Annotated in this window: 24 protein-coding genes and 2 pseudogenes; 20 read left to right on the plus strand and 6 right to left on the minus strand. The window is 68.2% G+C overall.

Features of this window, described 5'->3' with window-relative positions:
* The 13 genes from dnaK to VFO68_RS26585 form a co-directional block, all read left to right on the plus strand.
* A partial coding sequence (dnaK, locus tag VFO68_RS26525) for a molecular chaperone DnaK (RefSeq protein ID WP_325161111.1) occupies positions 1–1,701 on the plus strand: 1,701 nt, incomplete at its 5' end.
* A 4-nt stretch (positions 1,702–1,705) separates the two neighbouring features.
* Positions 1,706–2,197: a nucleotide exchange factor GrpE gene (locus tag VFO68_RS26530; RefSeq protein WP_325161112.1), complete on the plus strand. Its 492-nt coding sequence runs from the start codon at positions 1,706–1,708 to the stop codon at positions 2,195–2,197.
* Between the two features lie 7 nt (positions 2,198–2,204).
* Positions 2,205–3,155 (plus strand): DnaJ C-terminal domain-containing protein, encoded by a 951-nt coding sequence (locus tag VFO68_RS26535; protein ID WP_325161113.1) that lies wholly within the window; start codon positions 2,205–2,207, stop codon positions 3,153–3,155.
* Positions 3,152–3,460, plus strand: a complete 309-nt coding sequence (locus VFO68_RS26540) for a chaperone modulator CbpM (protein WP_325161114.1) — start codon at positions 3,152–3,154, stop codon at positions 3,458–3,460. The genes VFO68_RS26535 and VFO68_RS26540 overlap by 4 nt, the downstream gene beginning before the upstream one ends.
* Before the next feature lie 6 nt (positions 3,461–3,466).
* Complete coding sequence (gene clpB, locus VFO68_RS26545) at positions 3,467–6,097, plus strand: ATP-dependent chaperone ClpB (RefSeq protein ID WP_325161115.1); 2,631 nt, start codon at positions 3,467–3,469, stop codon at positions 6,095–6,097.
* Positions 6,094–6,564 carry a thioredoxin gene (gene trxA, locus VFO68_RS26550; RefSeq protein WP_325161116.1) on the plus strand — a complete coding sequence of 157 codons (471 nt, stop codon included), beginning with the start codon at positions 6,094–6,096 and terminating at the stop codon, positions 6,562–6,564. Before clpB ends, trxA begins: the two co-directional genes overlap by 4 nt.
* A gap of 29 nt (positions 6,565–6,593) precedes the next feature.
* Complete coding sequence (locus VFO68_RS26555; RefSeq protein ID WP_414635581.1) at positions 6,594–6,827, plus strand: UBP-type zinc finger domain-containing protein; 234 nt, start codon at positions 6,594–6,596, stop codon at positions 6,825–6,827.
* Complete coding sequence (locus VFO68_RS26560) at positions 6,811–8,511, plus strand: FAD-dependent oxidoreductase (protein ID WP_325161118.1); 1,701 nt, start codon at positions 6,811–6,813, stop codon at positions 8,509–8,511. Before VFO68_RS26555 ends, VFO68_RS26560 begins: the two co-directional genes overlap by 17 nt.
* A 21-nt stretch (positions 8,512–8,532) precedes the next feature.
* Complete coding sequence (locus tag VFO68_RS26565; RefSeq protein ID WP_325161119.1) at positions 8,533–9,525, plus strand: S1C family serine protease; 993 nt, start codon at positions 8,533–8,535, stop codon at positions 9,523–9,525.
* 73 nt (positions 9,526–9,598) lie between these two features.
* Positions 9,599–10,723 (plus strand): hypothetical protein, encoded by a 1,125-nt coding sequence (locus VFO68_RS26570; protein WP_325161120.1) that lies wholly within the window; start codon positions 9,599–9,601, stop codon positions 10,721–10,723.
* 753 nt (positions 10,724–11,476) lie between these two features.
* Positions 11,477–11,689 (plus strand): hypothetical protein, encoded by a 213-nt coding sequence (locus tag VFO68_RS26575; protein ID WP_325161121.1) that lies wholly within the window; start codon positions 11,477–11,479, stop codon positions 11,687–11,689.
* Positions 11,686–12,330 (plus strand): SRPBCC domain-containing protein, encoded by a 645-nt coding sequence (locus VFO68_RS26580; protein ID WP_325161122.1) that lies wholly within the window; start codon positions 11,686–11,688, stop codon positions 12,328–12,330. Before VFO68_RS26575 ends, VFO68_RS26580 begins: the two co-directional genes overlap by 4 nt.
* Positions 12,331–12,394: 64 nt before the next feature.
* Positions 12,395–12,886 carry an SRPBCC family protein gene (locus tag VFO68_RS26585; RefSeq protein ID WP_325161123.1) on the plus strand — a complete coding sequence of 164 codons (492 nt, stop codon included), beginning with the start codon at positions 12,395–12,397 and terminating at the stop codon, positions 12,884–12,886.
* A gap of 173 nt (positions 12,887–13,059) precedes the next feature.
* Here the strand turns inward: VFO68_RS26585 and VFO68_RS26590 are convergent, their stop codons facing one another.
* The 3 genes from VFO68_RS26590 to VFO68_RS26600 form a co-directional block, all read right to left on the minus strand.
* Positions 13,060–13,488, minus strand: a complete 429-nt coding sequence (locus VFO68_RS26590) for a hypothetical protein (protein WP_325161124.1) — start codon at positions 13,486–13,488, stop codon at positions 13,060–13,062.
* Positions 13,489–13,602: 114 nt separating this feature from the next.
* The gene (locus tag VFO68_RS26595) at positions 13,603–15,111 is read right to left on the minus strand and encodes an alpha/beta fold hydrolase (RefSeq protein ID WP_325161125.1); all 1,509 of its coding nucleotides are present in this window, start codon (positions 15,109–15,111) and stop codon (positions 13,603–13,605) included.
* Between the two features lie 16 nt (positions 15,112–15,127).
* The gene (locus VFO68_RS26600) at positions 15,128–15,646 is read right to left on the minus strand and encodes a hypothetical protein (RefSeq protein WP_325161126.1); all 519 of its coding nucleotides are present in this window, start codon (positions 15,644–15,646) and stop codon (positions 15,128–15,130) included.
* 170 nt (positions 15,647–15,816) lie between these two features.
* Here VFO68_RS26600 and VFO68_RS26605 point away from each other — a divergent pair, with 170 nt between their 5' ends.
* From VFO68_RS26605 to VFO68_RS34335, 4 genes and pseudogenes are all read left to right on the plus strand, one after another.
* Entirely contained in the window at positions 15,817–16,350 is a 534-nt protein-coding gene (locus VFO68_RS26605; protein WP_325161127.1) for a hypothetical protein, read from the plus strand.
* Positions 16,351–16,874: 524 nt separating this feature from the next.
* Positions 16,875–17,100 (plus strand): annotated as a pseudogene (locus tag VFO68_RS26610) (thiolase C-terminal domain-containing protein); the annotation flags it as partial.
* Between the two features lie 9 nt (positions 17,101–17,109).
* Complete coding sequence (locus VFO68_RS26615) at positions 17,110–17,979, plus strand: TIGR03619 family F420-dependent LLM class oxidoreductase (RefSeq protein ID WP_325161142.1); 870 nt, start codon at positions 17,110–17,112, stop codon at positions 17,977–17,979.
* A 56-nt stretch (positions 17,980–18,035) separates the two neighbouring features.
* A pseudogene (locus tag VFO68_RS34335) lies at positions 18,036–18,251 on the plus strand (DUF1998 domain-containing protein); the annotation flags it as partial.
* Here the strand turns inward: VFO68_RS34335 and VFO68_RS26620 are convergent.
* Together VFO68_RS26620 and VFO68_RS26625 are read right to left on the minus strand one after the other, a co-directional pair.
* A complete protein-coding gene (locus tag VFO68_RS26620; RefSeq protein ID WP_325161128.1) occupies positions 18,226–19,320 on the minus strand; it encodes an SDR family oxidoreductase in 1,095 nt (364 codons plus the stop codon). The pseudogene VFO68_RS34335 and the gene VFO68_RS26620 sit on opposite strands and share 26 nt — an antisense overlap.
* Positions 19,321–19,614: 294 nt before the next feature.
* Positions 19,615–19,863, minus strand: coding sequence for an NUDIX domain-containing protein (locus tag VFO68_RS26625; protein WP_325161143.1), 249 nt, complete (start codon positions 19,861–19,863; stop codon positions 19,615–19,617).
* 318 nt (positions 19,864–20,181) lie between these two features.
* On the opposite strand from VFO68_RS26625, the gene VFO68_RS26630 reads away from it, so the two are divergent.
* Genes VFO68_RS26630 through VFO68_RS26640 form a run of 3 tightly spaced genes read left to right on the plus strand, consistent with a single transcriptional unit; the run spans position 20,182 to position 21,887 of the window.
* The gene (locus VFO68_RS26630; protein ID WP_325161129.1) at positions 20,182–20,778 is read left to right on the plus strand and encodes a hypothetical protein; all 597 of its coding nucleotides are present in this window, start codon (positions 20,182–20,184) and stop codon (positions 20,776–20,778) included.
* 15 nt (positions 20,779–20,793) lie between these two features.
* On the plus strand, positions 20,794–21,111 hold the full coding sequence (locus VFO68_RS26635; RefSeq protein WP_325161130.1) for a hypothetical protein: 318 nt from the start codon (positions 20,794–20,796) through the stop codon (positions 21,109–21,111).
* On the plus strand, positions 21,111–21,887 hold the full coding sequence (locus VFO68_RS26640; RefSeq protein ID WP_325161131.1) for a hypothetical protein: 777 nt from the start codon (positions 21,111–21,113) through the stop codon (positions 21,885–21,887). Before VFO68_RS26635 ends, VFO68_RS26640 begins: the two co-directional genes overlap by 1 nt.
* An 82-nt stretch (positions 21,888–21,969) precedes the next feature.
* On the opposite strand, the gene VFO68_RS26645 is transcribed toward VFO68_RS26640, so the two are convergent.
* Entirely contained in the window at positions 21,970–22,167 is a 198-nt protein-coding gene (locus tag VFO68_RS26645; RefSeq protein WP_325161132.1) for a hypothetical protein, read from the minus strand.
* Between the last annotated feature and the right edge of the window lie 79 nt (positions 22,168–22,246).

The raw sequence follows: 22,246 nt of genomic DNA on the forward strand, positions 1-22,246 counted from the left end.
TATTCGGCGAAAAGGTTCATCGGGCGCCGCTATGACGAGATCTCCGAGGAGGCCAAGGCCGTCGGATTCGACGTCGCCGAGGGGCCGGGAGGTCTGGCCCGCTTCCGGGTGCACGGGAAGTTGTACTCGCCGGAGGAGATCAGCGCGCAGGTGCTGCGCAAGCTGGTCGACGACGCGTCGAAGTTCCTCGGCGAGAAGGTCACCGAGGCGGTGATCACCGTGCCGGCCTACTTCAACGACGCACAACGCCAGGCCACCAAGGACGCCGGTAAGATCGCCGGACTCGGCGTGCTGCGGATCATCAACGAGCCCACCGCGGCCGCGCTGGCCTACGGGCTGGACAAGAAGAGCCACGAGACCGTGATGGTCTTCGACCTTGGCGGCGGCACCTTCGACGTCAGCCTGCTCGACGTCGGCGACGGCGTGGTGGAGGTCCGGGCCACCGCGGGCGACGGGCATCTCGGCGGTGACGACTTCGACCGCCGGCTGGTCGACCACCTCGCGGACGGGTTCCAGAAGGACAACCGCATCGACCTGCGTCAGGATCCGCAGGCGCTGCAACGGTTGTTCGAGGCGGCGGAGAAGGCGAAGGTCGAGCTCAGCTCGGTGACCCAGACGCAGGTGAACCTGCCGTTCATCACCGCTGACGCTTCCGGACCGAAACATCTGACCACCACGGTCCGGCGGTCCCTCTTTGACGAGCTGACCCATGACCTGGTGCAGCGCTGTCTTGGCCCGGTGCAGCAGGCGATGGCCGACGCCAAGGTCGGTCCGGATGACATCGACGAGGTGATCCTGGTCGGCGGCTCGACCCGGATCCCGGCCGTGCAGAGCCTGGTGCGGCGGCTGACCGGCGGCAAGGACCCGAACATGACGGTCAACCCGGACGAGGTCGTCGCGATCGGCGCGGCGATCCAGGCCGGGGTGCTCAAGGGCGAGGTCTCCGACGTCCTGCTGCTCGACGTCACCCCGCTGTCCCTGGGTGTTGAGACCCGGGGCGGAGTGATGACGAAGATCATCGAGCGGAACACGACGATCCCGGCCCGGCGCACCGAGGTGTTCTCCACGGCGGAGGACAACCAGCCGGCGGTGGACGTCGTTGTGCTGCAAGGAGAACGCGAGCGGGCCGCGGACAACCGGGTGCTCGGCCGGTTCCAGCTGACCGGCATCCGTCCGGCGCCGCGCGGTGAGCCGCAGGTCGAGGTCACCTTCGATGTGGACGCCAACGGCATCCTGCACGTCAAGGCACGCGACAAGGACACCGGCGCCGAACAGGGCATCGAGATCAGCGAGGCATCCACCCTCGACCCCGGCGAGGTCGAGCGGATGATGGCCGAGGCCGAGCGGCACCGGACCGAGGACAAGGCCGTACGCGAGGCCGTCGACGCCCGCAACGAGCTGGACTCGGTGGCCTACCAGGTGGAGCGGCGGCTGGCCGAGCTCGGCGACGCCGCGGCGGCGCACGACCGGGCCCGCGCCGAGATGCTGGTCAACGACGCCCGGGACGCTGTGCAGAACGAGGCGCCGCTGGACCGGGTGCGGTCGCTGACCGCGGAGCTGCAGCAGCTCTACCACGGCCTCGCGGCCGCCCGGCCGACCGGCAACGGCCACACGGGACCGCCGCGTGAGGACAACGGTGGCGCGGGCACCCAACCCGCATCCGACGAGGACGTCATCGACGCCGAGTTCGACCGGAGCTGACGCGATGTCCACCCAACACCACTCGGAGCAGCCGCCGACGCTGGCGGACCCGGCGCCGGCGGCGCCATCCCCCGAACTCGCTGAGCTGGAGGACCGCTGGCGGCGAGCGGTCGCGGATCTCGACAACCTGCGCAAACGCTACGCCAGGGAGCTGCAGCGCGAGCGGGCCGTCGAACGCGACCGGGTCGCCGCCGCATGGCTGCCGGTGCTCGACGACCTCGAGCGCGCGCTCGCCCACGCCGAGGCCGATCCCGGCGCGATCGTGGCCGGGGTCGCGGCGGTCCGCGATCAGGCGGTCGCGGTCCTCGACGCGCTCGGCTACCGCCGGCAGGACCAGACGGGCGTCCCGTTCGACACCGCCACGCACGAGGCGGTCGCCGCGGTGGACGCGCCCGATGTCCCGCCGGGCACCGTTGTGGATGTGCTGCGGCCCGGCTACGGCAACGGGGAACGGCAACTGCGACCGGCCGCGGTGACGGTCAGCCGGCGGGGGTGAGCGGGCGGTGGCAGGTGATTTCTACGAGGTGCTCGGCGTGTCGAGGGATGCCAGCCCCGAGGAGGTGCAGCAGGCATACCGCAAGCTCGCCAGGACCTATCACCCGGACGTGAACCGGGATCCGGGCGCCGAGGAGAGGTTCAAGGAGGTCAGCGAGGCCTACGACGTGCTCTCCGATCCGGCGACCAGGAAGCGCTACGACCGGTTCGGCGCCGACTTCCGCCAGGTGCCCGAGGATTTCGACGAGCGGGTGACCGCGGGGCAGCGGTTCCGGTCCGGCGGCTCGCGCGGCGGCGGTGGCGTCCGGGTCGACGTCGGCGACGATGTCCACTTTGGACAAGGTTTCGGCGGCATCGACATCGACGACCTGCTTGGTGGCATGTTCGGTGGCCGGTCAGGGTGGTCCGGTGGCGGGCCGATCCCGGGGGCCGACCAGGAGGCGGAGCTCGAGCTGTCCGTCGAGGAGGCCTACCGGGGCGGCCACCGCAAGGTGACCCTGGCCGGGCCGGCCGGGCAACGGACCTACGACGTCACGATCCCGCCGGGAGTCGTCGACGGGCAACGGATCCGGCTGGCCGGTCAGGGTGGGCAGGGCAGTGGCAACGCATCGAGCGGTGACCTTTACCTGATCGTGCGGATCAAGCCGGACCGCAACTACCGGCTGTCCGGCCGGGACATCACCGTCGACGTTCCGGTGACGCCGTGGGAGGCCGCGCTCGGGGCCACGGTGCCGGTCAGCACGCCCGGCGGCGAGGTGAAGGTCAAGGTGCCGGCGGGCTCGTCGAGCGGGCGCAGGCTTCGGTTGCGGGGTCAGGGCATGCCCAACTCCCGTGGCACACCGGGAAACTTGTACGTCGAGGTCCGGATCATGGTCCCGCCCAAGCCGACCAACCGGGAGCGGGAGCTGTTCGAGCGGCTGGCCGCCGAGTCGACCTTCGACCCCAGGAGGCAGCGATGAACGCCTACGCGCTGGCTCGTCCCCGCCGGCTCAGCGTGGCCACATTGGCCAGAAGCACCGGCCTGCACCCCGAGCTGATCCGCAGGTTCGTCGCGCTCAGCCTGCTGGACGCCTCCCGAGACGCGACGGGACAGCTGTGGTTCGCCGCGACCGCACCCGTGACGGTAGCCAGGATCCAGCGGCTGCATGCCGGCCTTTCCTTGAACTACAACGCGATCGGGCTCGTGCTCGACCTGCTGGACCGCATCGAGACGCTCGAGGCCGAGCTGCGGGCAAGCCGGGCACGGCAGACCACCGGAGGCTGAACTTCCATGGACATGAACCGCCTGACCCAGAAGTCCCAGGAAGCGTTGCAGGAGGCGCAGTCCATCGCCACGCGGCACAGCCACACCGAAGTGGACGGTGAGCACCTGCTGGCCGCCCTGCTCGACCAGCAGGACGGCCTGGCGTCCCGCCTGCTCGCCGGAGCGGGTGTCGACGTCGAGGCGTTGCGCGCCGACGTCGAGACCGACCTTGCCCGCAAGCCGAAGGTGACCGGTCCCGGGACGACACCCGGCCAGGTCTACGTCACCAGGAGACTCGCCACGCTGCTGGAGGCAGCCGAGCGGGAGGCCAAGCGGCTCAAGGACGAGTACGTCTCGGTCGAGCACCTGGTGCTCGCGCTGGCCGACGAGGGCTCGGCGAGCACCGCCGGCAGGTTGCTCAAACAGCGCGGCGTCACCAGGGAATCCTTCCTTTCCGAGCTGACCTCGATCCGCGGCAACCAGCGGGTGACCTCGGCCAACCCGGAGGTGGCGTACGAGGCGTTGGAGAAGTACGGGCGGGACCTCGTGCTCGAGGCGCGCTCGGGGAAGCTGGATCCGGTGATCGGGCGGGACGCGGAGATTCGCCGGGTGATCCAGATCCTGTCCCGGAAGACCAAGAACAACCCGGTGCTGATCGGTGATCCTGGGGTGGGCAAGACCGCGATCGTGGAGGGGCTGGCGCAGCGGATCGTCCGCGGCGATGTGCCGGAAGGGTTGCGGGACAAGACAATCTTCGCGCTCGACCTGGCCGCGCTGGTGGCCGGCGCCAAATATCGCGGTGAGTTCGAGGAGCGGCTCAAGGCCGTGCTGGCCGAGGTGAAGGCCGGCGAGGGCCGCATCCTGCTGTTCGTCGACGAACTGCACACGGTCGTCGGTGCCGGTGCCGCCGAGGGAGCGATGGACGCGGGCAACATGCTCAAGCCGATGCTGGCCCGCGGTGAGCTGCACATGATCGGCGCGACCACGCTGGACGAGTACCGCAAGCACATCGAGAAGGACGCCGCGCTGGAGCGGCGTTTCCAGACCGTGCTGGTCGACGAGCCGAGCGTGCCGGACACCATCTCGATCCTGCGCGGACTGCGGGAGCGTCTCGAAGTGTTCCACGGGGTCCGGATCCAGGACGGGTCGCTGGTGGCGGCCGCGATGCTGAGCCACCGTTACATCACCGACCGGTTCCTGCCCGACAAGGCGATCGACCTGGTCGACGAGGCCTGCGCCCGGCTACGCACCGAGATCGACTCGATGCCGGCCGAGTTGGACGAGATCACCCGCCGGGTGATGCGTCTGGAGATCGAGGACGCCGCGCTGTCCAAGGAGAAGGACAACGCCAGCCAGGCGCGTCTCGAGGAGCTGCGCAAGGAGCTGGCAGACTTGCGGACCCAGGCCGATGCCATGCGCGCGCAGTGGGAGGCCGAGCGACGGGCGATCCGCCGGGTGCAGGAGCTACGCGAGGAGATCGAGCGGGTCCGGCAGGAGGCCGAGGAGGCCGAACGCGCCTACGACCTCAACCGGGCCGCCGAGCTGCGCTACGGCAGGCTCACCGAGCTGGAACGCAAGCTTGCTGGCGAAGAGGAGAAGCTGGCCGTCAAGCAGGGTGGGAACCGGCTGCTGCGCGAGGTCGTCACCGAGGACGAGATCGCCGAGATTGTCGCCGCGTGGACCGGGATCCCGGTATCCCGCCTGCAGGAAGGGGAGCGGGACAAGCTGCTCCGGCTCGACGAGATCCTGGCGGAGCGGGTGATCGGGCAGACCGAGGCGATCCGGCTGGTGGCCGACGCGATCATCCGTGCGCGGTCGGGGATCCGGGATCCGCGCCGGCCGATCGGGTCGTTCATCTTCCTTGGTCCGACCGGGGTCGGGAAGACCGAGCTGGCCAAAACCCTTGCCGCGGCGCTGTTCGACACCGAGGAGAACCTGGTTCGCCTGGACATGAGCGAGTACCAGGAGCGGCACACCGTCTCCCGGCTCATCGGCGCCCCGCCCGGGTACGTCGGCTACGAGGAGGGCGGTCAACTGACCGAGGCGGTGCGCCGCAAACCCTACTCGGTGGTGCTGTTCGACGAGATCGAGAAGGCGCACGCCGACGTGTTCAACACGCTGCTGCAGGTGCTCGACGACGGGCGGATCACCGACGCACAGGGCCGCACCGTCGACTTCCGCAACACCATCCTGATCATGACGTCGAACATCGGCTCGATGCACCTGCTCGACGGGGTCACCCCGGAGGGCGAGATCAAGCCGGACGCCCGCGCACTGGTGATGTCCGAGCTGCGCCAGCATTTCCGGCCGGAGTTCCTCAACCGGGTCGACGACATCGTGCTGTTCACCCCGCTCGGACTCCCGCAGATCGAGAAGATCGTCGACCTGCAGTTCGAGGAGCTGCGCCGGCGGCTGGCCGACCGGGGCATTGCCCTGCAAGTCACCGAGAACGCCCGCACGCTGATCGCCCGGCACGGGTTCGATCCGGTCTACGGCGCCCGGCCGCTGCGCCGCTACATCGCCCACGAGGTGGAGACCAGGGTCGGCCGGGCGCTGCTGCGCGGCGACATCGAGGAGGGCCGGGCGATCGTCGTCGACACCCGGGACGACGAACTCGTCGTCCAGTTCGAGGACGCACTCATGGGAACATCCACATGAGCACCCCCAGGATCGTGCAGTGCGAACACTGTGGACGGCAGAACCGGGTGCGGCCGGCCGGGCCGGGCCACCCGCGCTGCGGCAACTGCAGGTCGCCGCTGCCGTGGATGGTCGACGCCGGGGACGCCGACTTCGCCGAGGTCGCCGAGCAGGCAACGATCTTCGTCCTGGTCGACCTGTGGGCGCCGTGGTGCGGCCCGTGCCGGATGGTCAGCCCGGCGCTGGAGCAGGTGGCCAAGGACCGCGCCGGGCGGCTGAAGCTGGTCAAGGTCAACGTCGACGAGGCGCCCCGGCTGTCCCAGCGGTTCGACGTTCGCGCGGTGCCGACCTTGCTGATGCTGCACCGGGGAGAGGTGATCGCCCGCCAGCCAGGTGCCGCACCGGCGCACGTGCTGGGCGAGTGGGTGGACACCGCGATCGCCAAGACCGAAACCTCCACATCCGAACTTCGAGAGGCGTCCCAGTGACCACGTTGACCGGTGATCCACATCTGGCGATGGTGCGGCAGGTGGTGCCGCGCACGCCGCAGGGCTGCGAGGAGTGCCTCGCCCTCGGGACTGGCTGGGTGCATCTGCGGGTGTGCCTGACCTGCGGGCACGTCGGCTGCTGCGACTCATCACCCGGCAAGCACGCGCGGGCGCACGCGGGCCACCTCGGCCATCCGATCGTCGCGTCGCTCGAACCAGGTGAAAGGTGGCGCTGGTGCTATGTCCATGAAGCCTTTGTCTGAGCAGGGGGAGCTGCCGGAGACACCCGATCTGCAAGGGGCGTTCCCGCGACTGTCCGAGGATCAGATCGACACCCTTGCCGCGCACGGCGAGCGCCGGATGACGCGACCGGATGAGGTGCTGTTCGGCGAGGGCGAGCGCTGCGATGAGTTCTTCGTGATCCTGTCCGGCAAGGCGGCCACGGTCCAGGGTTTCGGTCAAGACGCGCGGATCATCCGGGTGCACGGCCCCGGCCGGTTCCTCGGCGAGCTCGGCCTGCTGCAAGGTCAGCCGGCCTTCTCCAGCGCGGTGGTCGTGGAGCCGGGTGAGGTGCTCGCCGTCCCCGTCGAGTGGCTGCGCACGGTGGTCGAGCGGGACCCGACCCTCGGCGACGTCATCATCCGGGCCTGCCTGATTCGCCGCTCGCTGCTGATCGGCCTCGGCGCCGGCTTCCGGATCATCGGCTCGTGCTATTCGCCGGACACCAAGCGGCTGCGCGAGTTCGCCGCCCGCAACCGGCTGCCGCACCGGTGGATCGACCCGGAGCGGGACAAGCAGGCCGAGACATTGCTGCGCCGCTTCGGGATCCGACCGGAGGACACCCCGGTCGTCATCTGGAAGGGCGAGCAACTGCTGCGCAACCCGAGCAACGCCGAGCTGGCCAGGATGATCGGTCTGCCGGCCACCGACGCCGCGCAGGGCAGTTGCGACCTGCTGGTCGTCGGTGCCGGGCCGGCCGGTCTCGCCGCCGCCGTGTATTCCGCATCCGAAGGTCTGACCACGATCGTCGTCGACGCCGTCGCCACCGGCGGCCAGGCCGGCACCTCGCCGCGGATCGAGAACTACCTCGGTTTCCCGTCCGGCATCTCCGGTGCCGAGCTGGCCGAGCGAGCCGTGATCCAGGCCGGCAAGTTCGGCGCGCGCACCACCGTGCCGGTCACCGCGACCGCGCTGAGCTGCCCGGACAGCCACTACGTGCTGACCCTCGACGACGGAACCCAGCTCACCGCACCCACGGTGGTGATCGCGACTGGCGCCCGGTACCGCAAGCTCGCCGTGCGGCGCCTCGACCTGTTCGAAGGCAGCTGCGTCTACTACGCGGCCACCCAGGTCGAGGCCGCACAGTGCCGGCTCGACCCGGTCGCGGTGGTCGGTGGCGGTAACTCCGCCGGCCAGGCTGCCGTGTTCCTCGCCGAGACCGTTCCCAAGGTCTACCTGCTCAGCCGCAGCGAGCTGACCAAGAGCATGTCCCGGTACCTGATCGACAACGTCGAACGTCACCCGCGCATCGAGGTCCTCGAGCATCACGAGGTCCGCGAGCTGCTCGGTGACACCACCCTCGACGGCATCGTGGTGGAGCACAACGTGACCGGTGCCCGCCGCAACCTCGACGCGCGCGCCATGTTCGTGTTCATCGGGGCCGAGCCAGGCACGGCATGGCTGACCGGGACCCTCGAGCTGGACGGCCACGGGTTCGTCCGCACCGGCTTCGACGTCGACGTGTCGGCGAACCCGGGCGCCTGGGCCAACGCCGAACGCCGCCCGCTCACGCTGGAGTCCAGCCAACCGGGCGTTTTCGCCGTCGGCGACGTCCGAAGTGGATCGATCAAACGGGTCGCCTCCGCCGTCGGCGAGGGCGCGATGGCCATCCGCCTGGTGCACGAGCACCTCGAACAGTCCGGCGACAGGACCCCGATCAACCGGTAATCGCGTTCTCGGAGGGCGACGATGAAGACATCTCACCGCGCAACCGCGATCGGCGCACTGGTGCTGGTGACCGCCGCGTGCTCCGCGCCCGCAGCGCCGTTCCAGGCGTCCGCGCCGAACCAACCCTGCGACGAAGGCAGCTTCGTGAGCGTCGTCGAGGACACCGCGCCGAGCGTGGTCACCCTGCGGCATTCGGACGGGCTCGGCAGCGGTGTCGTCTACAAGCCGGATGTGATCATCACCAACCAGCACGTCGTGGCGAACCACACCGACCTGGTCATCAGCTACGCCGACGGCAGTGAATCCGCCGGGACGGTGATCGGCACCGACCCCGGGAACGATCTGGCGGTCGTGCGAAGCGAGCGCAAGGGCCTGACCCCGGCGCGGTTCCGGAACGACCAACCGCGCCAGGCCTGCCGGGTGCTCGCCATCGGGAGCCCATTGGGGCTGCAGAACTCGGTCACCGAGGGCATCGTCTCCGGCCTGCACCGATCGCTCCCGGCCGACGCGCAGGGCCCGTCGCCGACGGATCTCATCCAGACCGACGCACCGATCTCTCCTGGCAACTCCGGCGGCGCACTGCTGGACATCCAGGGTCAGGTGGTCGGCATCAACGAGGCTTACCTACCGCCGCAGGCGGGGGCGGTCTCGATCGGGTTCGCGATCCCGGCCGGCACCGCGGTGGACGTCGCCGAGCGCCTGCTTTCCGGCCGCACCGTCACGCAGCCCTACCTTGGTGTGTCCGTGGGGGAGCTGACCCAGACCATCCGGGATCGTCTCGGCGTCAAGACCCAGGACGGTGCGCTCGTCCTCGCCGTCGCCCCGAACTCACCGGCCGCGGCGGGCATCCGCCCGGGTGACGTCATCGTCAAGCTCGGCGACACCGACGTGCACAACCCTCAGGATCTGGTCAATGTCCTGCGCTCCACGAAGCCCGGGGACCAGGTGCCACTCGTGGTCGTGCGCGGTGCCGACCGCCCTGAGCTGCGCGTCAGCCTCGGGAACCAACCCTGACCAAGCCACCGGTCATGACCGCGCGCGGTTTGGTCAGGACCGCCGGGGGAATCCGGCGACGGTGAGGTGATGAATGAGCGGACCGGACGAGGTGGTCGTCGGGGTGTTGGCCGACGAAGGGCTGCCGGAGCAGGTGATGGCGACGATCGCTGACGATCTGCCCGGGGCTTTCGCCACCCGGGTGAGCGGGGCGACGCGGTGGCGTGTGGAGCATCAGGTAGAGCAGCTGCCGCTCGACGAAGACGGTGACATCCCGATGCGCACGTTGTCGCAGCGGCACCGCCAGGACCGGGGCTGGGACCTGCTCGTCCTGGTGACCGATCTGCCCCGGCGCGCGGGGACGAAACCCATCGTCGCGGGAATCGACGTCGAGCACGGTGTCGCGATGATCTCGCTGCCCGCGCTCGGCGCCGTCCTGGTGCGTCATCGGGCACGGGTGTTGCTGATCCGCGTGGTGCGGCAGCTTGTGTCGCCGCGGCTCGGGATCGACGGGGATCACGGCCGGCGGGGGGCGCTGGCACGGTTGCGTGAGGTGCTGGCCCCGACGCAGCGGATGTCCGGCGGACACCGGTCCGCCGTAACCCACCTCGCTCTGGTCGGCCTGCGTGGCCAGCTACGGCTGCTGGCGGGGATGGTGCGGGACAACCGTCCATGGCGGCTCGTACCACACCTGGCGGGCGCCACCGCGGCGGCGGCCGGGACCGCCGCCTACGGCGTCATCACGAGTTCGTTCTGGAGGCTCGCGGATGCGCTGGCCCCGCTGCGGCTGGCGGGGATCACGGTGGTCACCGTCTTGATCATGACGGTGTGGTTGATGATGTACAACCACCTGTGGGACCGGCCGTCCGAGGCTGCCGAGCGACGCAAGGCGTTGATGTACAACGTTTCCACGGCGACCACGCTGGCGTTCGGGGTGGCGTGCATGTACGGCATCCTGTTCGTGCTGGCGCTGATCGCGGCCCTCGTCGTGATCGACAGCGGCTATTTCGCGCAGACGCTCGGACACCCGGTCGGTCTGGGTTCGTACCTGAACCTGGTGTGGCTGTGCAGTTCGGTCGGGATCGTCGCCGGCGCGCTCGGGTCGAGCCTGGAGGACGAGGAGACCGTCCGCAAGGCGACCTACAGCCGCCGCGAACGGGAACGCCAAGAACGAAACCGGCGCAAGCGGAAAGACCGGACATCCGCGGCCAGGCAATGACTTGACCGAGATTCCCTCCCCGAAGGCAGACCGACCCCGGCGGCGTTGACAATTCAATGTCATCTCTGATGACCGCACCATGGCGGCGTTGGTGAAGTCGATGACCCCTGAGCCGAGGAAGTGCTGACGGCTGCGGCACTGGACCGGACCACGGGGCCCGACCGCGGCTTTGACGTGGTGGTGGTCGGCGAATACGAACGGGCGTTCTGCGGAGACCAACTCGCCCGTCTGCTGCCCGTCTTTGCCGAGCACGTGGCGGTGTGGTTGCCGGAACCCACGGCCCCGTCAACCCCAGTGATCCGACCCATGAAGCGCTGGTCATGATGTTGGGCGCGCAGTCCCGGCGGGAGGTGCAGCGCTCGCGATTCCGGGTGCTGGCCGCGATGCGCACCCAGACCGTCGAGCAGGGCCGCTACCTCGGCGGCCGCCCACCCTACGGCCACCGTCTGGTTGACGCCGGCCCGCATCCCACCGCCGCGCAAGCCCGCTGGGGCCGCCGACTGCACCGGCTCGATCCTGACCCGGCCACCGCCGAGCATGCGCTGCTAGAAAGGAACCTCGCAGATCGGGAGGCGTTCGATGGTCCAGCGGGGCGGGCCCCGGCGGCCACGAACGCAAGGCAGCTTCCTCCTTCGCCAGCATCCTCCGCACTCGTCTGCTACCGCAGAATCCGCGAACGACGACGAACTCTAAGCGTGGCGTCATGATGCCAGCACTGACTTATATAAGTGTGGACTGGTACGATCCCGGTTCGTGCACGCGTTCGACATCCTTGGCGACCCGGCGCGCCGGCGCATTCTGGAGCTGCTCGCTGACGGTGAGCAGACCTACGCCGTCGAGCCCGCGCCGCTGAGCGAGGTTGGCGCGTGGCTGGACCGGTTTCGCCGGTTGTGGGAACAACGCCTCGACGCTCTGGGAACCGAGATGCGGACGAAACCGATCCATCAGCGAAGGGACATGACATGAAAGACATCTTGGAGGAACTGGCCGCCGCGCACCGGGCAATGGGCAAGGGCAGTGTGCCCGCCGGCGACGCGTACACCATCGAGGTGCGGCGTCGATACGAAGCGCAGATCGAGGACGTCTGGGACGCCGTGACCAGCCCCGAGCGGCTGCATCGCTGGTTGAAACCGGTCACCGGGGATCTGCGGCTTGGCGGGAAGTTCCAGTTGGACGGTGGTGAGCACGGCGAGATCCTCCAGTGCGAGCCGCCGCGCCTGCTCAAGGTGTCCTGGCTCTACGGGCCGGACGCCGACGCTTGGCCCGGCACGAGCGAGGTGGAAGTGCGCCTGGCCCCGGGCCCGACCGGCGACACCGAATTCGAGCTGATCCACGCAGCGGTCGTCGAGGAGCCCCTCTTCCCGACCTACGGCCCCGGTGCCGGCGGCGTTGGCTGGGACCTGGCTCTCCTCGCCCTGGCCCGACTGTTGGCCGATGGCGAGACCGCCGACCACGAGGGGGTCCAGAAGTCGCCCGAACAGCGCGAATTCATCCGACGCAGCGCCGCGGCATGGGGCAAGGCTCACCTGGCCGCCGGTGGCGAACCGGAGCACGTCGCGGCCGCAGTCGAGGCCACCACCAAGTTCTACGCACCCGACCCGACCTGACATCCCCGCTGCGGTGGGCTGACCGGCTTCCCTGACGTTGTCCCACACCTAGAAAGAATGCGCGATGAAGTACACCAACTCGATCGAGATCGCCCTGCAGCGGGAGCGGGTGGCCCAACTGCTCGCCGACCCGGCACACCTACCGAAGTGGCTGCGGGGCTTGGTGATGCACGAGCCGGTGAATGGGATACACGGGCAGCTCGGTACCAAGTCGCGGGTCGTGATGCAGTCGGGGCAGCGGAAGATCGAGTGCACCGAAACGATCACACGCCGGGATCCGGCAGACCTGCACGGGATCCCAAAAGAGAGCGTCGTTCACTTCGACCGCGAGATCGTCGGCGCGGGCATGTGGAGCGTCGTGCGCGATCGGCTGACCGAAGCCAATCCGGAGACGACGCTCTGGGAGAGCGAGAGCGAATACCGGTTCAGCGGCCTGCTGATGCGGCTGGTGGGGCTTCTGATGCCCGGCGCCTTCCACAAGCAGTCGCAACAGCACATGCAGGATTTCAAGGCGTTCGCCGAACAGGGGAAGGATGTCCGCGAAGGGAAGACCTGATCTGCCGCAATGCCAGCGCACTTCATCGGCTGCCCTGAGCGCAGTGGTGCTCGCCCAAACCATCAAGTGTGCCTATCTGGCTAGGCCGCCGCACCCTGTTGACCGAACGGCCCTTCATCGCAACGGTCAGCAGGTGAGAACTCGTCACCGCGTCACAGGGCCGGGCAAAGCTCCTAACTCACGATGGCCGCCCCGGCCAGTTGTAGCTTGTCCAGCAGCGCCGGCGGTACGCCGCTGCTCCAACTGAACTTCGCTCCACGTACATTTCGGCTGGTCGAGGTCCGGCCTGTCAGTATCGACCTAATCGCGAGTTCGCCGTAACGGCTGACACTGACCACTCCATCACCATTAGCCGTAGATTGGAGATCAGCGATCCCGATAGCGTCATCGGCGGCCTGGAGTACTTCCGGGTCGCCCCGCTCGGCGGCAAGGAACCACCGCGGGCCGTGCCACACGAGCTCGGGGCCGTCCGCATGGACCTCATCGGTGTCGAAGTCCCGCACCCGTTCCACCTCCGTTCGGTCCCAACGTTCGATGTGGCGGTAGCCGTTTCCGACCACCGCAAGGCGCGGCGTACCCGACCGTTCGGGAGGAAACTCCATCCGGAAACCGCGGCGAGTCCGCTACCGGGTGCTGGTTCGACCCCTACCAGCCGGAAGCGAGGGTGGACCGACCGCGCCGGGCGCGGCGAAAGACCGCGCCCGGCACGTCGGTTGTCATCCGATCCGGTAGGGGCCGGCGATGTTCGGCCGTGGTTGGACTTCCTTGGCGACCAGGCCAGGCTGGTCGATCGACGGACAGCGCAGACCGCGCGGCGGCGGGGTGAGGTCGATCAGGTAGGCGTTGACGGCGGTGTCCACGCACGGGACGAAGTTACCGCCGTAGACGGTGTGCCCCCAACCCTCGTAGGTGATCAGGCGTGCGCCGCTCTGCCGGACGGCGGCCAGCGTCCACTCGTAAACGGTCGCGTAGTCGTGCACGTTGCCGATCATCACGATCGGCGGGGCGTGGTCGACACGGAGCGGGTGCTGCGGGTTGGTGTTCCTGGTCCCGCTGTTGACACACGACATGGCGTGGTCGACGTAGGGAGACCACTCCATGATCGGGAACCGCTGGGCGAGCCGGGCCCGCAACCCGGCGTACTCCGCGTAGTTCCGCACCGGGTAGCGCCAGTCGCTGCACCAGATCGCCGGGTAGGGATCGTTGACGATCTCCCCGAACGCCGACAAGGCCGTCGGTGTCCCGGTGCCGTCCCGTAGGTCCCGCAGCCTCTGCGCCACCTGGCTCCACAGTTGCGGCAAGACCGAGCGGAACCCGATGTCGGCCAGGTCGTAGAAGCTGACCGGCTCGCCGTCGGCGTCGCGCAGAGTGCCGGCCTTGGCGTGGGCCTTCAGCTCGGTGTAGGTCGCGATGGTGCCGAGCCCGTGCAGCGCGCAGGTTTCGGTGTTGTCGCACCAGTTCGCGAACTCGGCGAAGGCGTGTTCCACCGGGGCGGTCTCGCTGCGCATGAAGTCCCACGCGTTGTCGATGCTGTGATCCATGTTGCCGTCCATGACCAGCGCGCGGACCCGGTGCGGGAACAGTTCCGCGTACTGCTGACCCATCAGGCTGCCGTAGGAGTAGCCGAGGAAGGTCAGCTTCTGCTCACCCAGTGCCGCCCTGATAGCGTCCATGTCCCGCACGGTGTGCAGGTTGTCCGCGTGATCGGCCAGGGGTCCGGAGTTCGCCCGGCAACTGTCGTGCAGGCGCCGGTTGATCCTGGCCAGCGCGTCGAACTCGGCCTGGCTGGTCGGTCGCTTGGCGGCGTCGGACTGCTCGGACAGGTCGAGGTCACACAGCAGTTGGCTGCTGGTGTTGATGCCCCGCGGGTCGAATCCGATCTGGTCGAACCTGGCAGTGTCCGCGCCGAGCACATCGTTGGACTTGATGAACTCGACACCGGAACCACCGGGACCGCCGGGGTTGATGAGGAGCGACCCGATGCGCGTCGCGGGATTCTTGGCCGGCCGGCGCGCCAGTCCGATGTGGATCTTCTCGCCCCTCGGCCTTGCCCAGTCCAGCGGCACCTCGATCGTCGCGCAGTCGATCCCCTCGGCGCCGGGACAGGGCTGCCAGTTCACCGACGGCGGCCGCGCCGGCTGGGCCGTCGCCACCGGTGACGCGACCAGCCCCAGCGTGGCCGTCGCCACGATCATGGTCACCGACAACCAGCGTCTGTTTTTCATGTGACCCCCTTGCGGCTCAACCTAAAGCGAACAGAACACGTCCATCATGCCAGAGATGATCAGCGTCATGGGGTGCGTCTTTCGGTCCGCTACCAGCGGATTCAACACTTATGAAACGTTGTGTCCTCGGTCGATGCCGCCAACTCATGGTGCCGATCAAATCGCCGGTCCTGCCTCGAGAATGGCTGACGTTTCTGTCGTCCTTCTCGCCGGGTACAGCTTGCTCGTCTGGGATCAGGTTGCGCACGGCATCGACACCGACGCCGTGATCACCCAACGGGTCAAGGCGGGCGGCAGGTGTCCGGTACATCGGCGATGGCCACGCTGTAACCGCTGCTGACGCACCACAACTTTCATCCGTCGCCGCCACCACATGCTCGGCGACGTCGGCAAGTGGGTCGCGATTGGAAGAGTGGCTGAGCGTGTGGAGCCTCTCCGCGACCGTCGGGGTCAGGTTCGGTGCGGGGAACGCACGCGGGAGGCCGCGCCCGGACAGCTTGGCGACGTCCAGTCCTTTCACGTCGCCGAGCAGCATCGCACGCCGACCACACCTCGGACAGTGGTGCGTGTTGGGCGGCGTCGGCAGGTTGTATTCAACGCGGTGCGCAGAACCCGGTTCCTTCACTTCTCCTGCACAAAAGCAACACACCCGATGGCGTAGTGGAGCGATATGCTGAGGTCGTCATCGACTGGGGAGGGGCAACAATGTTGGCTTTGTTTCGGGTAGCCGCGGCGGCGGTGGTGCTGATCGTTACCGCGTTCGGTACGGCGGAAGCCGCTCGGGGGATGCCAAGTGACACAACAGGTCCGCAGGCACCGGCTGCGAGCTTCACGTTCAAGGCGGAGGACGGCGGGCATCCGGTGGATGGCCGCTCCGGCCAGTGGGTCTCCCCGACCAGTGAGATCATGGTTTGGGAGTACGAGAACATCGTGAAGATCGACGCTGCCGATCAGAGCGGCTTCGACTACATCCGGGTCGAGCTCAACGGCCCAGGCCGGGTCCCGCTCGAGGTCGGCAGCTATCCGGAGGCGCGCAACAGGGACATTGCTCCAGGTTCCCCCGGCATGCTCGTCATCTCCAATGGTCTGGGCTGTGGCAACGAGTATGGCGAGTTCGTCATCCACCGGATCGAGCGCGATGCCACCGGAGCCTTGGTGAACCTGGACGCCAGCTTCACCCAACGCTGCGGCGCCCCAGACAGCCCGGCGCTATACGGCCAAGTCCACTTTGAGTCCTGACCTAGATGTACTGACCGAAGAGGTTGGTTGAGATCGTGTGACGACACGACCTGATGATCTTGATAGGGAAGACCTCCTGGGCGGTATGAGGGCTGTCTGACGGCTCCTCTACCTCCAGGAGGTCTTCGTGGCTCACGCAGCGTTGACTCCGCGGCGCGGCTACGGCTGGCTCGGCTGGTCGTGGATGACGGGTGGTCGATCGCCCGGGCGGAGCCGAGCGATAGGCCCGAGGTAGCGGTCCAGGCGCCGCGCGAATCGATGTGGCCAGCATTGGCGCGGGCAGCTGCGGGGGAGTGAGCCGGTTGTCAGCTACGGCTCTCCACGCAAGTGCCCAGACGACAACGCAGCCGGCGACTGAACGCAACAGATTGGCCGGGACCTCGGTGAAATCTCACGCACTTCGCGGAATTAGGGAAACGCCGCCCTGTGGCATACCTGCGCAATGCAGGTATCCATGGGGTCACGTTACCAAACTTGTGGTTGCGCCGTGGATCATCGAACGGCCTACTCAGCGGTCGGTGCCTCTCACCGAGGCCGGCGAGACCGAGCTGGACGGACGGCTGCCGGTGAACCCGTCCAGCGGCGTGCTGTCGTTCAACCCGATCGGTGCCTCCGGGATGCTGCGCTTCGCCGAGGCGGCCATGCAGGTGCTCGGCCGGGCGGCGAGCACCGGGTGGACGCGTGCGTCGGACGCTCAGCCACGCCTACGGCGGCGGCTCACAGTTCTTCGCCATGTGGGGTTGTGGGAGCGTGGAAACCATGAAGTTCACCCTCGCCGTCGCGCTCAGCCCGCTGGACCAGCTCACCGAGCTGGCCCGAACCGCCGAGGAGCACGGATACGACTCGATAGCGCTGCCGGACTCGCTGTTCTTCGCCGAGCGGACCGCCGCCGCCTATCCGTACACGGTCGACGGTTCGCGGTTCTGGACGGCGGACACGCCGTGGGTCGACCCGCTGATCGCCGCGGCCGCGATGGGCGCGGTCACCAGCCGGATCCGGTTCTACACCCAGGTGCTCAAGCTCAACCCGCGCAACCCGGTGCTGCTGGCCCGCCAGGTCGGCTCGGTGGCGAACCTGACCGGCGACCGGTTCGGGCTCGGCGTCGGGCTCGGCTGGGCGCCGGAGGAGTCCGAGTGGTGCGGCGCCTCGTTCGACCACCGGGGCCGGCGCGCGGACGAGGCGATCGAGATCCTCCGGCTGATCCTCGGCGGCGGCATGGTGAGCTACCAGGGCGAGTTCTACGCGTTCGACCGGTTACAGATGAGCCCGGCGCCGCGCCGGCCGGTGCCGATCTACGTCGGCGGGCACACCGAGCCGGGGCTGCGGCGCGCGGCCCGGACCGGCGACGGCTGGTCCTCGGCGATGATCACCTTCGACGAGCTGCGCGAGGTGATCGACCGGCTGCACACGCTGCGCGCCGAGTACGGCCGCACGGATCATCCGTTCGAGATCCAGGCGGTGTGCCTGGACCGGTTCGGCCCCGACGGCTACCGCCAGCAGGCGGACATCGGCGTCACCGACGCGATCGTGATGCCCTGGGTGAACTACGGCGTCGGGTTCGACGGCCTGCTCGCGGCGAAGCAGGACGGCCTCAAGCGGTTCGCCGACGAGGTGATCGGAAAGCTTTAAGCCGCGACGATATCGACGGCACACTGCACCGACGCTCCGGCGGAGGTATTGGGATCGTCATGTTCGACACCGTGCCCGGCGGTGCGGGCGGAGTCCTGCGCATCGCCAACGCCTGGGACCAGGTCGTCGACACGGCCCTGGCCCGGGTCTCAGCACGCATCTGCGGTGAGGAAACCTCCTGCTACGGCTGCCTGCGCGTGTTCGGCAACCAGTCCTCGGCACTTCAGCTACCCGATCCAGGAAGGGTCAGATCGAGTGGGCGTGTTTGGTGAGGCGGTCGAAGGTGGCGTCGAGGTCGGTGTCCACGATCTGGGCTTGCGGGTGGGAGTCGAACCAGGCGATCTGTTCGGTGGCGCCGTCGTGGTAGGTGATCGTGGTGCCGAATTCGGGTACGAGTGACGTGATCTTCGAGTTGTCGAAGATCATCGAGTGGGCCTTGTCGCCGAGCAGGCCGGGGCCGAGTTCGGGCAGTGCGCGGGCGATGGTCTCCGACGCCACGTGTACCAGCTTCGGCTCGGCCACGCCCGCGGCTTTGCCGAGCCAGGTGTAGATCTGGTTCCAGGTGGGAGCGTGTGTGCCGGTGATGTGGAATGTGTCGCCGACCGCGAGCGGGTGGCCGAGCAGGCCGACGAAGCCGACCGCGAAGTCCCGCGTGTGCGTCAACGTCCACAGCGACGTGCCGTCGCCGTGCACCACCGCGGGCTTTCCGGACCGCATCCGTGCCACGTCGGTCCACCCGCCCATGGTCGGCAGCAGGGTCCGGTCATAGGTGTGCGACGGGCGCACGATCGTCGCCGGGAACCCGTCCGTGCGGTGCGCCACGATCAGCAGGTCCTCGCAGGCGATCTTGTCGCGGCTGTACTGCCAGTGCGGATTGTGCAGCGGGGTCGACTCGGTGACCGGCAGCCGCGCCGGCGGGGTCTGGTACGCCGACGCGGACGAGATGAACACGTACTGCCCGGTCCGCCCGGTGAACAACTGGACGTCGCGCGCCACGTGCGCAGGCGAGAACGCCCGGAACTGGGCGACCACGTCGAACTCGCGCCCAGCCAGCGCGGCGGCCACCGCGTCGCCGTCCTCCGCGTCGGCCACCAGGTTCTCGACGTCCTCAGGCACCGGCCGGACGCTGGTACGGCCACGGTTGAGCACCGTGACCCGATGCCCCAACCGCACGGCACGCGCCACGCTCGCGTGACTGATGACCCCACTCCCACCGATGAACAGAATGGACCGGCTGGCCGTCACTGACGTCATGCCGCATTCTGGCACCCGCCGAGCCCTCCGGGTTAAATAGCCACGTCCGGCCAGGTCTCCGCAGTTCGTATCGCACACCCATCTCATATGGACAGTGATGCGAACACGGCGGTCGAGTTTCCCCCGACAGCGGACCGCCCTCGTCGACGACGTCTGGGGCGACGAGCCTCCGGCCAATCCCGGCCACGAGCCGGCGCGCTCCAGTTGGCCGTGGGGTAAAGGACTGTCCGAGCGCTCACTAACCTACTTGGCCCGCCCAGCTGTGACGAGTGTTGTCGCCTGTCACAACGCAAGTCTCAAGCTTGCCCTGGTGAACCCAAAATCGTTCGCGCTACGAGCCAAGTCGGGACTCTGACTGGGTGTCCGGCGTGTGATCGACATTTAGTTACGCGCCGTTACCGCTGTAGGTGAGGACCCAGCGTGCAGTGAACGGCACTGGCGGGATCCGCGTCGGTTCGCTGGTAGCTGGTGATCCAACAGTTCGGCCTCTTCCATAAGTTCACGAGCCGCAGCCATTCGCGGTGTCTCGCCAGGCTCGACCTTGCCGCCAGGCGATACCCACCCACGCATGCGGTGCCGCGAGCGGCTCCAGCAGCGTCTGATGGGTGCGGAGTCACGCCTGGGCGTCATCGAACTCTGCTGGTGCGGTCGGGCGCGCAGGCGCAGCGCCGATACCAGCGGATTCAACGATTCGGCAATGTTCCGTCAACGGACGCGGGGCTAACGTGCGCGCACAGCGTCCAGGCTGCGAGACCGGGTCGCACAGGACGCGGGAGGGGAGCCATGCAGCGAGACGATGGCTGGAGTCGTGGATTCGCCGAACCGGACCTGGGTTACGAGGATCCGCCGGCGGTAACACTACGGCCAGGGACATCACGGCCGGGGACATCGCGGCCGGGACCGGACCGGACCGGGCCTGCAGGCACCGACGACCGCGGCGTCATCACGGTGCGCCTCGACGGTTCGGGTGCGGTGGCCGACGTCTCGGTGCCGCCGAACTGGCGGGACAAGATCGGTCCACGCGAGTTGGGGCAGGCTCTGCTCACCGCCGCCAACAGCGCGTTCTCCGCGTGGCTGGTCGACCTGGTCGAGCACACCGACCTCGAGCCGGAGGCGTCCAGGACCTCCCGCGCGGACGCCCGGGACGCCGGTGGTGATCCCTCGAGCGAGGTGGCGCAGAACCTGGTGGCCGAGTCTGTCGAGCTGTTTGCCCAGTTCGACCGGGATTTCGCGATCTACCGCGAGCAGCTCGCCAAGGCGGCGAGGGTCACCGCCGACGCGCGGGGGAGCAACAACCGGATCCAGGTCACCATGGTGCCCGGGTCGGTGTCCCTGGTGATCGTCGACCCGCGGTGGGCGACCTATGCGAGACACACCGAGATCGGGGCCGAGGCCCTCAGCGCCTTCCGCGCGGCGGGACGGCAGCTCGCCGGAGCGGACCCGGGCACCGTTGCGCTGCCTGCGTCGCTGGCGAGAATCCGGGAGCTCGCCGGCGACACCGCCGCCCTGTGCAGGGAGCTGGGGCTATCCGGACAACGACGGTGACGAGAAGGGATTCGGATGACGTCGGTAAAGGTCGCCTGCGACCGCTTGGGTGAGGACGCCACCATATGGGGGAAGGCGTCTGACACGGTGGAGGCCGCGTCGCGAACGGCCGATGGCCTGACCCTGGGCCCGGCCAGGCTGGGCTACGCCGCCGATGCGCGCGGGGTCGTCGACGCCTACGACGGTCTGCGGCAGAAGTTCACCGCGTTGCTCGCGGGCGCCGCGGCCGAGTTCGACAAGCTCTCGACCACCTTGCGCGACGTCGCCGCGACGTATCTCCGGGAGGACGAGCAGAACGCGCACGCTCTGAAGAAGCTCGAGGAGCACCTCTGATGGCCGTGGTCGACTCCGCGTTCGAAGATGCGATTCAGGGGATCGAAGACGGAATCAAACAGTTCGAGCAGATCTGGGACGATTTCGTCAACGCCGTGAATGTCGTTCTTCCACGGCTGCCCGCTTATCTGCAGCCGGTGGGGAAGAAGTCGTTCAACACGCTTTCCACCAAGAAGGACAATGTCCTGGAAAAGCTGGTCAAGGTGTATGTCGAACGTGGTTCGGCCAGCGCCGTTCGTCAGGTGGCCAGCGACTGGAACACTGAGGTGGGCGAAAAGGCGAGCGAGCTGGCCGACACGCTCACCACGACCCAACTGCCCAGCCACAACAAGTGGGAGGGCCGGGCGTACATCGCATACAAGGAGGTCGTGGCCTTTCAGAGCACCAAGCTCGGCGAGGTCAAGACGATGACCGACGGCGTGCACAGCGCGCTGGTCGATATCGCGAACGCGATGACGACCTTCTGGACCGGGATGAAACTCGCGTACTATACCTTCTTGGCAGCGATGACGGGCTGCGCCGCGGGTGCCTGCACCGTGGTCGGCCTGATTCCGTCGATCATCGCCGGGGCCGGATTCTGCGCAAAGTTCTACGACGACCTTGACGAACTGAGCACCGCATTTCGCAACGCGCTGGAAACCAACGAGGCCAAGCTCGAAGACCTGCAGACGCTCAAGGGAACCGAAGGCAGGTGGCCACCGATCAACGGCGAGGCGCTGTCCGACGCCAGCGTGCTCGACGAAGATAAGGAGAGCGACTGGAAAGCCCTGCCCTGACCGCGCCCGTGCGGGTGAGCCGATCCCTACTCGGTGCTGCCCGGGTCGCCCAGTGCGAGCTTGCCGGCATAGGTCAGGGTGATCACTCGAGAATGACACGGATCGTGTCTCTGCCCTGGTCACGGCCATCGTCGTCGGCCAGGTAGTCGCGGATGGCGTGCTGGGAGGCGAAGCAGGCCAGCAGATCCAGCTTGCCGCGGATGTGCGCGGAGACGTCGACGCCCCCGTGATGCCATGCGGTGAGCAGTATCGCAAGACGTCGGGTGCGGCCCGGATCCAAACCACCGCCACGGTGAGGATGAGAACCAAGGCAAAGAGTACGACGGCCGCATCCCGGGTCGTCGCGGACATCGTTCCAC

The organism is Actinophytocola sp. (assembly GCF_035712165.1).
Classification (GTDB): domain Bacteria; phylum Actinomycetota; class Actinomycetes; order Mycobacteriales; family Pseudonocardiaceae; genus DASYTH01.

Coding starts and splice junctions, on each gene's coding strand:
- VFO68_RS26620 (WP_325161128.1), bottom strand. CDS start 19,320: ATGAGATGGGTGTGCGATACGAACTGCGGAGACCTGGCCGGACGTGGC.
- VFO68_RS26560 (WP_325161118.1), top strand. CDS start 6,811: ATGAAGCCTTTGTCTGAGCAGGGGGAGCTGCCGGAGACACCCGATCTG.
- VFO68_RS26585 (WP_325161123.1), top strand. CDS start 12,395: ATGAAGTACACCAACTCGATCGAGATCGCCCTGCAGCGGGAGCGGGTG.
- VFO68_RS26625 (WP_325161143.1), bottom strand. CDS start 19,863: ATGACGCCCAGGCGTGACTCCGCACCCATCAGACGCTGCTGGAGCCGC.
- VFO68_RS26595 (WP_325161125.1), bottom strand. CDS start 15,111: ATGAAAAACAGACGCTGGTTGTCGGTGACCATGATCGTGGCGACGGCC.
- VFO68_RS26590 (WP_325161124.1), bottom strand. CDS start 13,488: ATGGAGTTTCCTCCCGAACGGTCGGGTACGCCGCGCCTTGCGGTGGTC.
- VFO68_RS26600 (WP_325161126.1), bottom strand. CDS start 15,646: ATGCTGCTCGGCGACGTGAAAGGACTGGACGTCGCCAAGCTGTCCGGG.
- VFO68_RS26615 (WP_325161142.1), top strand. CDS start 17,110: ATGAAGTTCACCCTCGCCGTCGCGCTCAGCCCGCTGGACCAGCTCACC.
- trxA (WP_325161116.1), top strand. CDS start 6,094: ATGAGCACCCCCAGGATCGTGCAGTGCGAACACTGTGGACGGCAGAAC.
- VFO68_RS26570 (WP_325161120.1), top strand. CDS start 9,599: ATGAGCGGACCGGACGAGGTGGTCGTCGGGGTGTTGGCCGACGAAGGG.
- clpB (WP_325161115.1), top strand. CDS start 3,467: ATGGACATGAACCGCCTGACCCAGAAGTCCCAGGAAGCGTTGCAGGAG.
- VFO68_RS26530 (WP_325161112.1), top strand. CDS start 1,706: ATGTCCACCCAACACCACTCGGAGCAGCCGCCGACGCTGGCGGACCCG.
- VFO68_RS26605 (WP_325161127.1), top strand. CDS start 15,817: ATGTTGGCTTTGTTTCGGGTAGCCGCGGCGGCGGTGGTGCTGATCGTT.
- VFO68_RS26580 (WP_325161122.1), top strand. CDS start 11,686: ATGAAAGACATCTTGGAGGAACTGGCCGCCGCGCACCGGGCAATGGGC.
- VFO68_RS26635 (WP_325161130.1), top strand. CDS start 20,794: ATGACGTCGGTAAAGGTCGCCTGCGACCGCTTGGGTGAGGACGCCACC.
- VFO68_RS26565 (WP_325161119.1), top strand. CDS start 8,533: ATGAAGACATCTCACCGCGCAACCGCGATCGGCGCACTGGTGCTGGTG.
- VFO68_RS26555 (WP_414635581.1), top strand. CDS start 6,594: ATGGTGCGGCAGGTGGTGCCGCGCACGCCGCAGGGCTGCGAGGAGTGC.
- VFO68_RS26540 (WP_325161114.1), top strand. CDS start 3,152: ATGAACGCCTACGCGCTGGCTCGTCCCCGCCGGCTCAGCGTGGCCACA.
- VFO68_RS26640 (WP_325161131.1), top strand. CDS start 21,111: ATGGCCGTGGTCGACTCCGCGTTCGAAGATGCGATTCAGGGGATCGAA.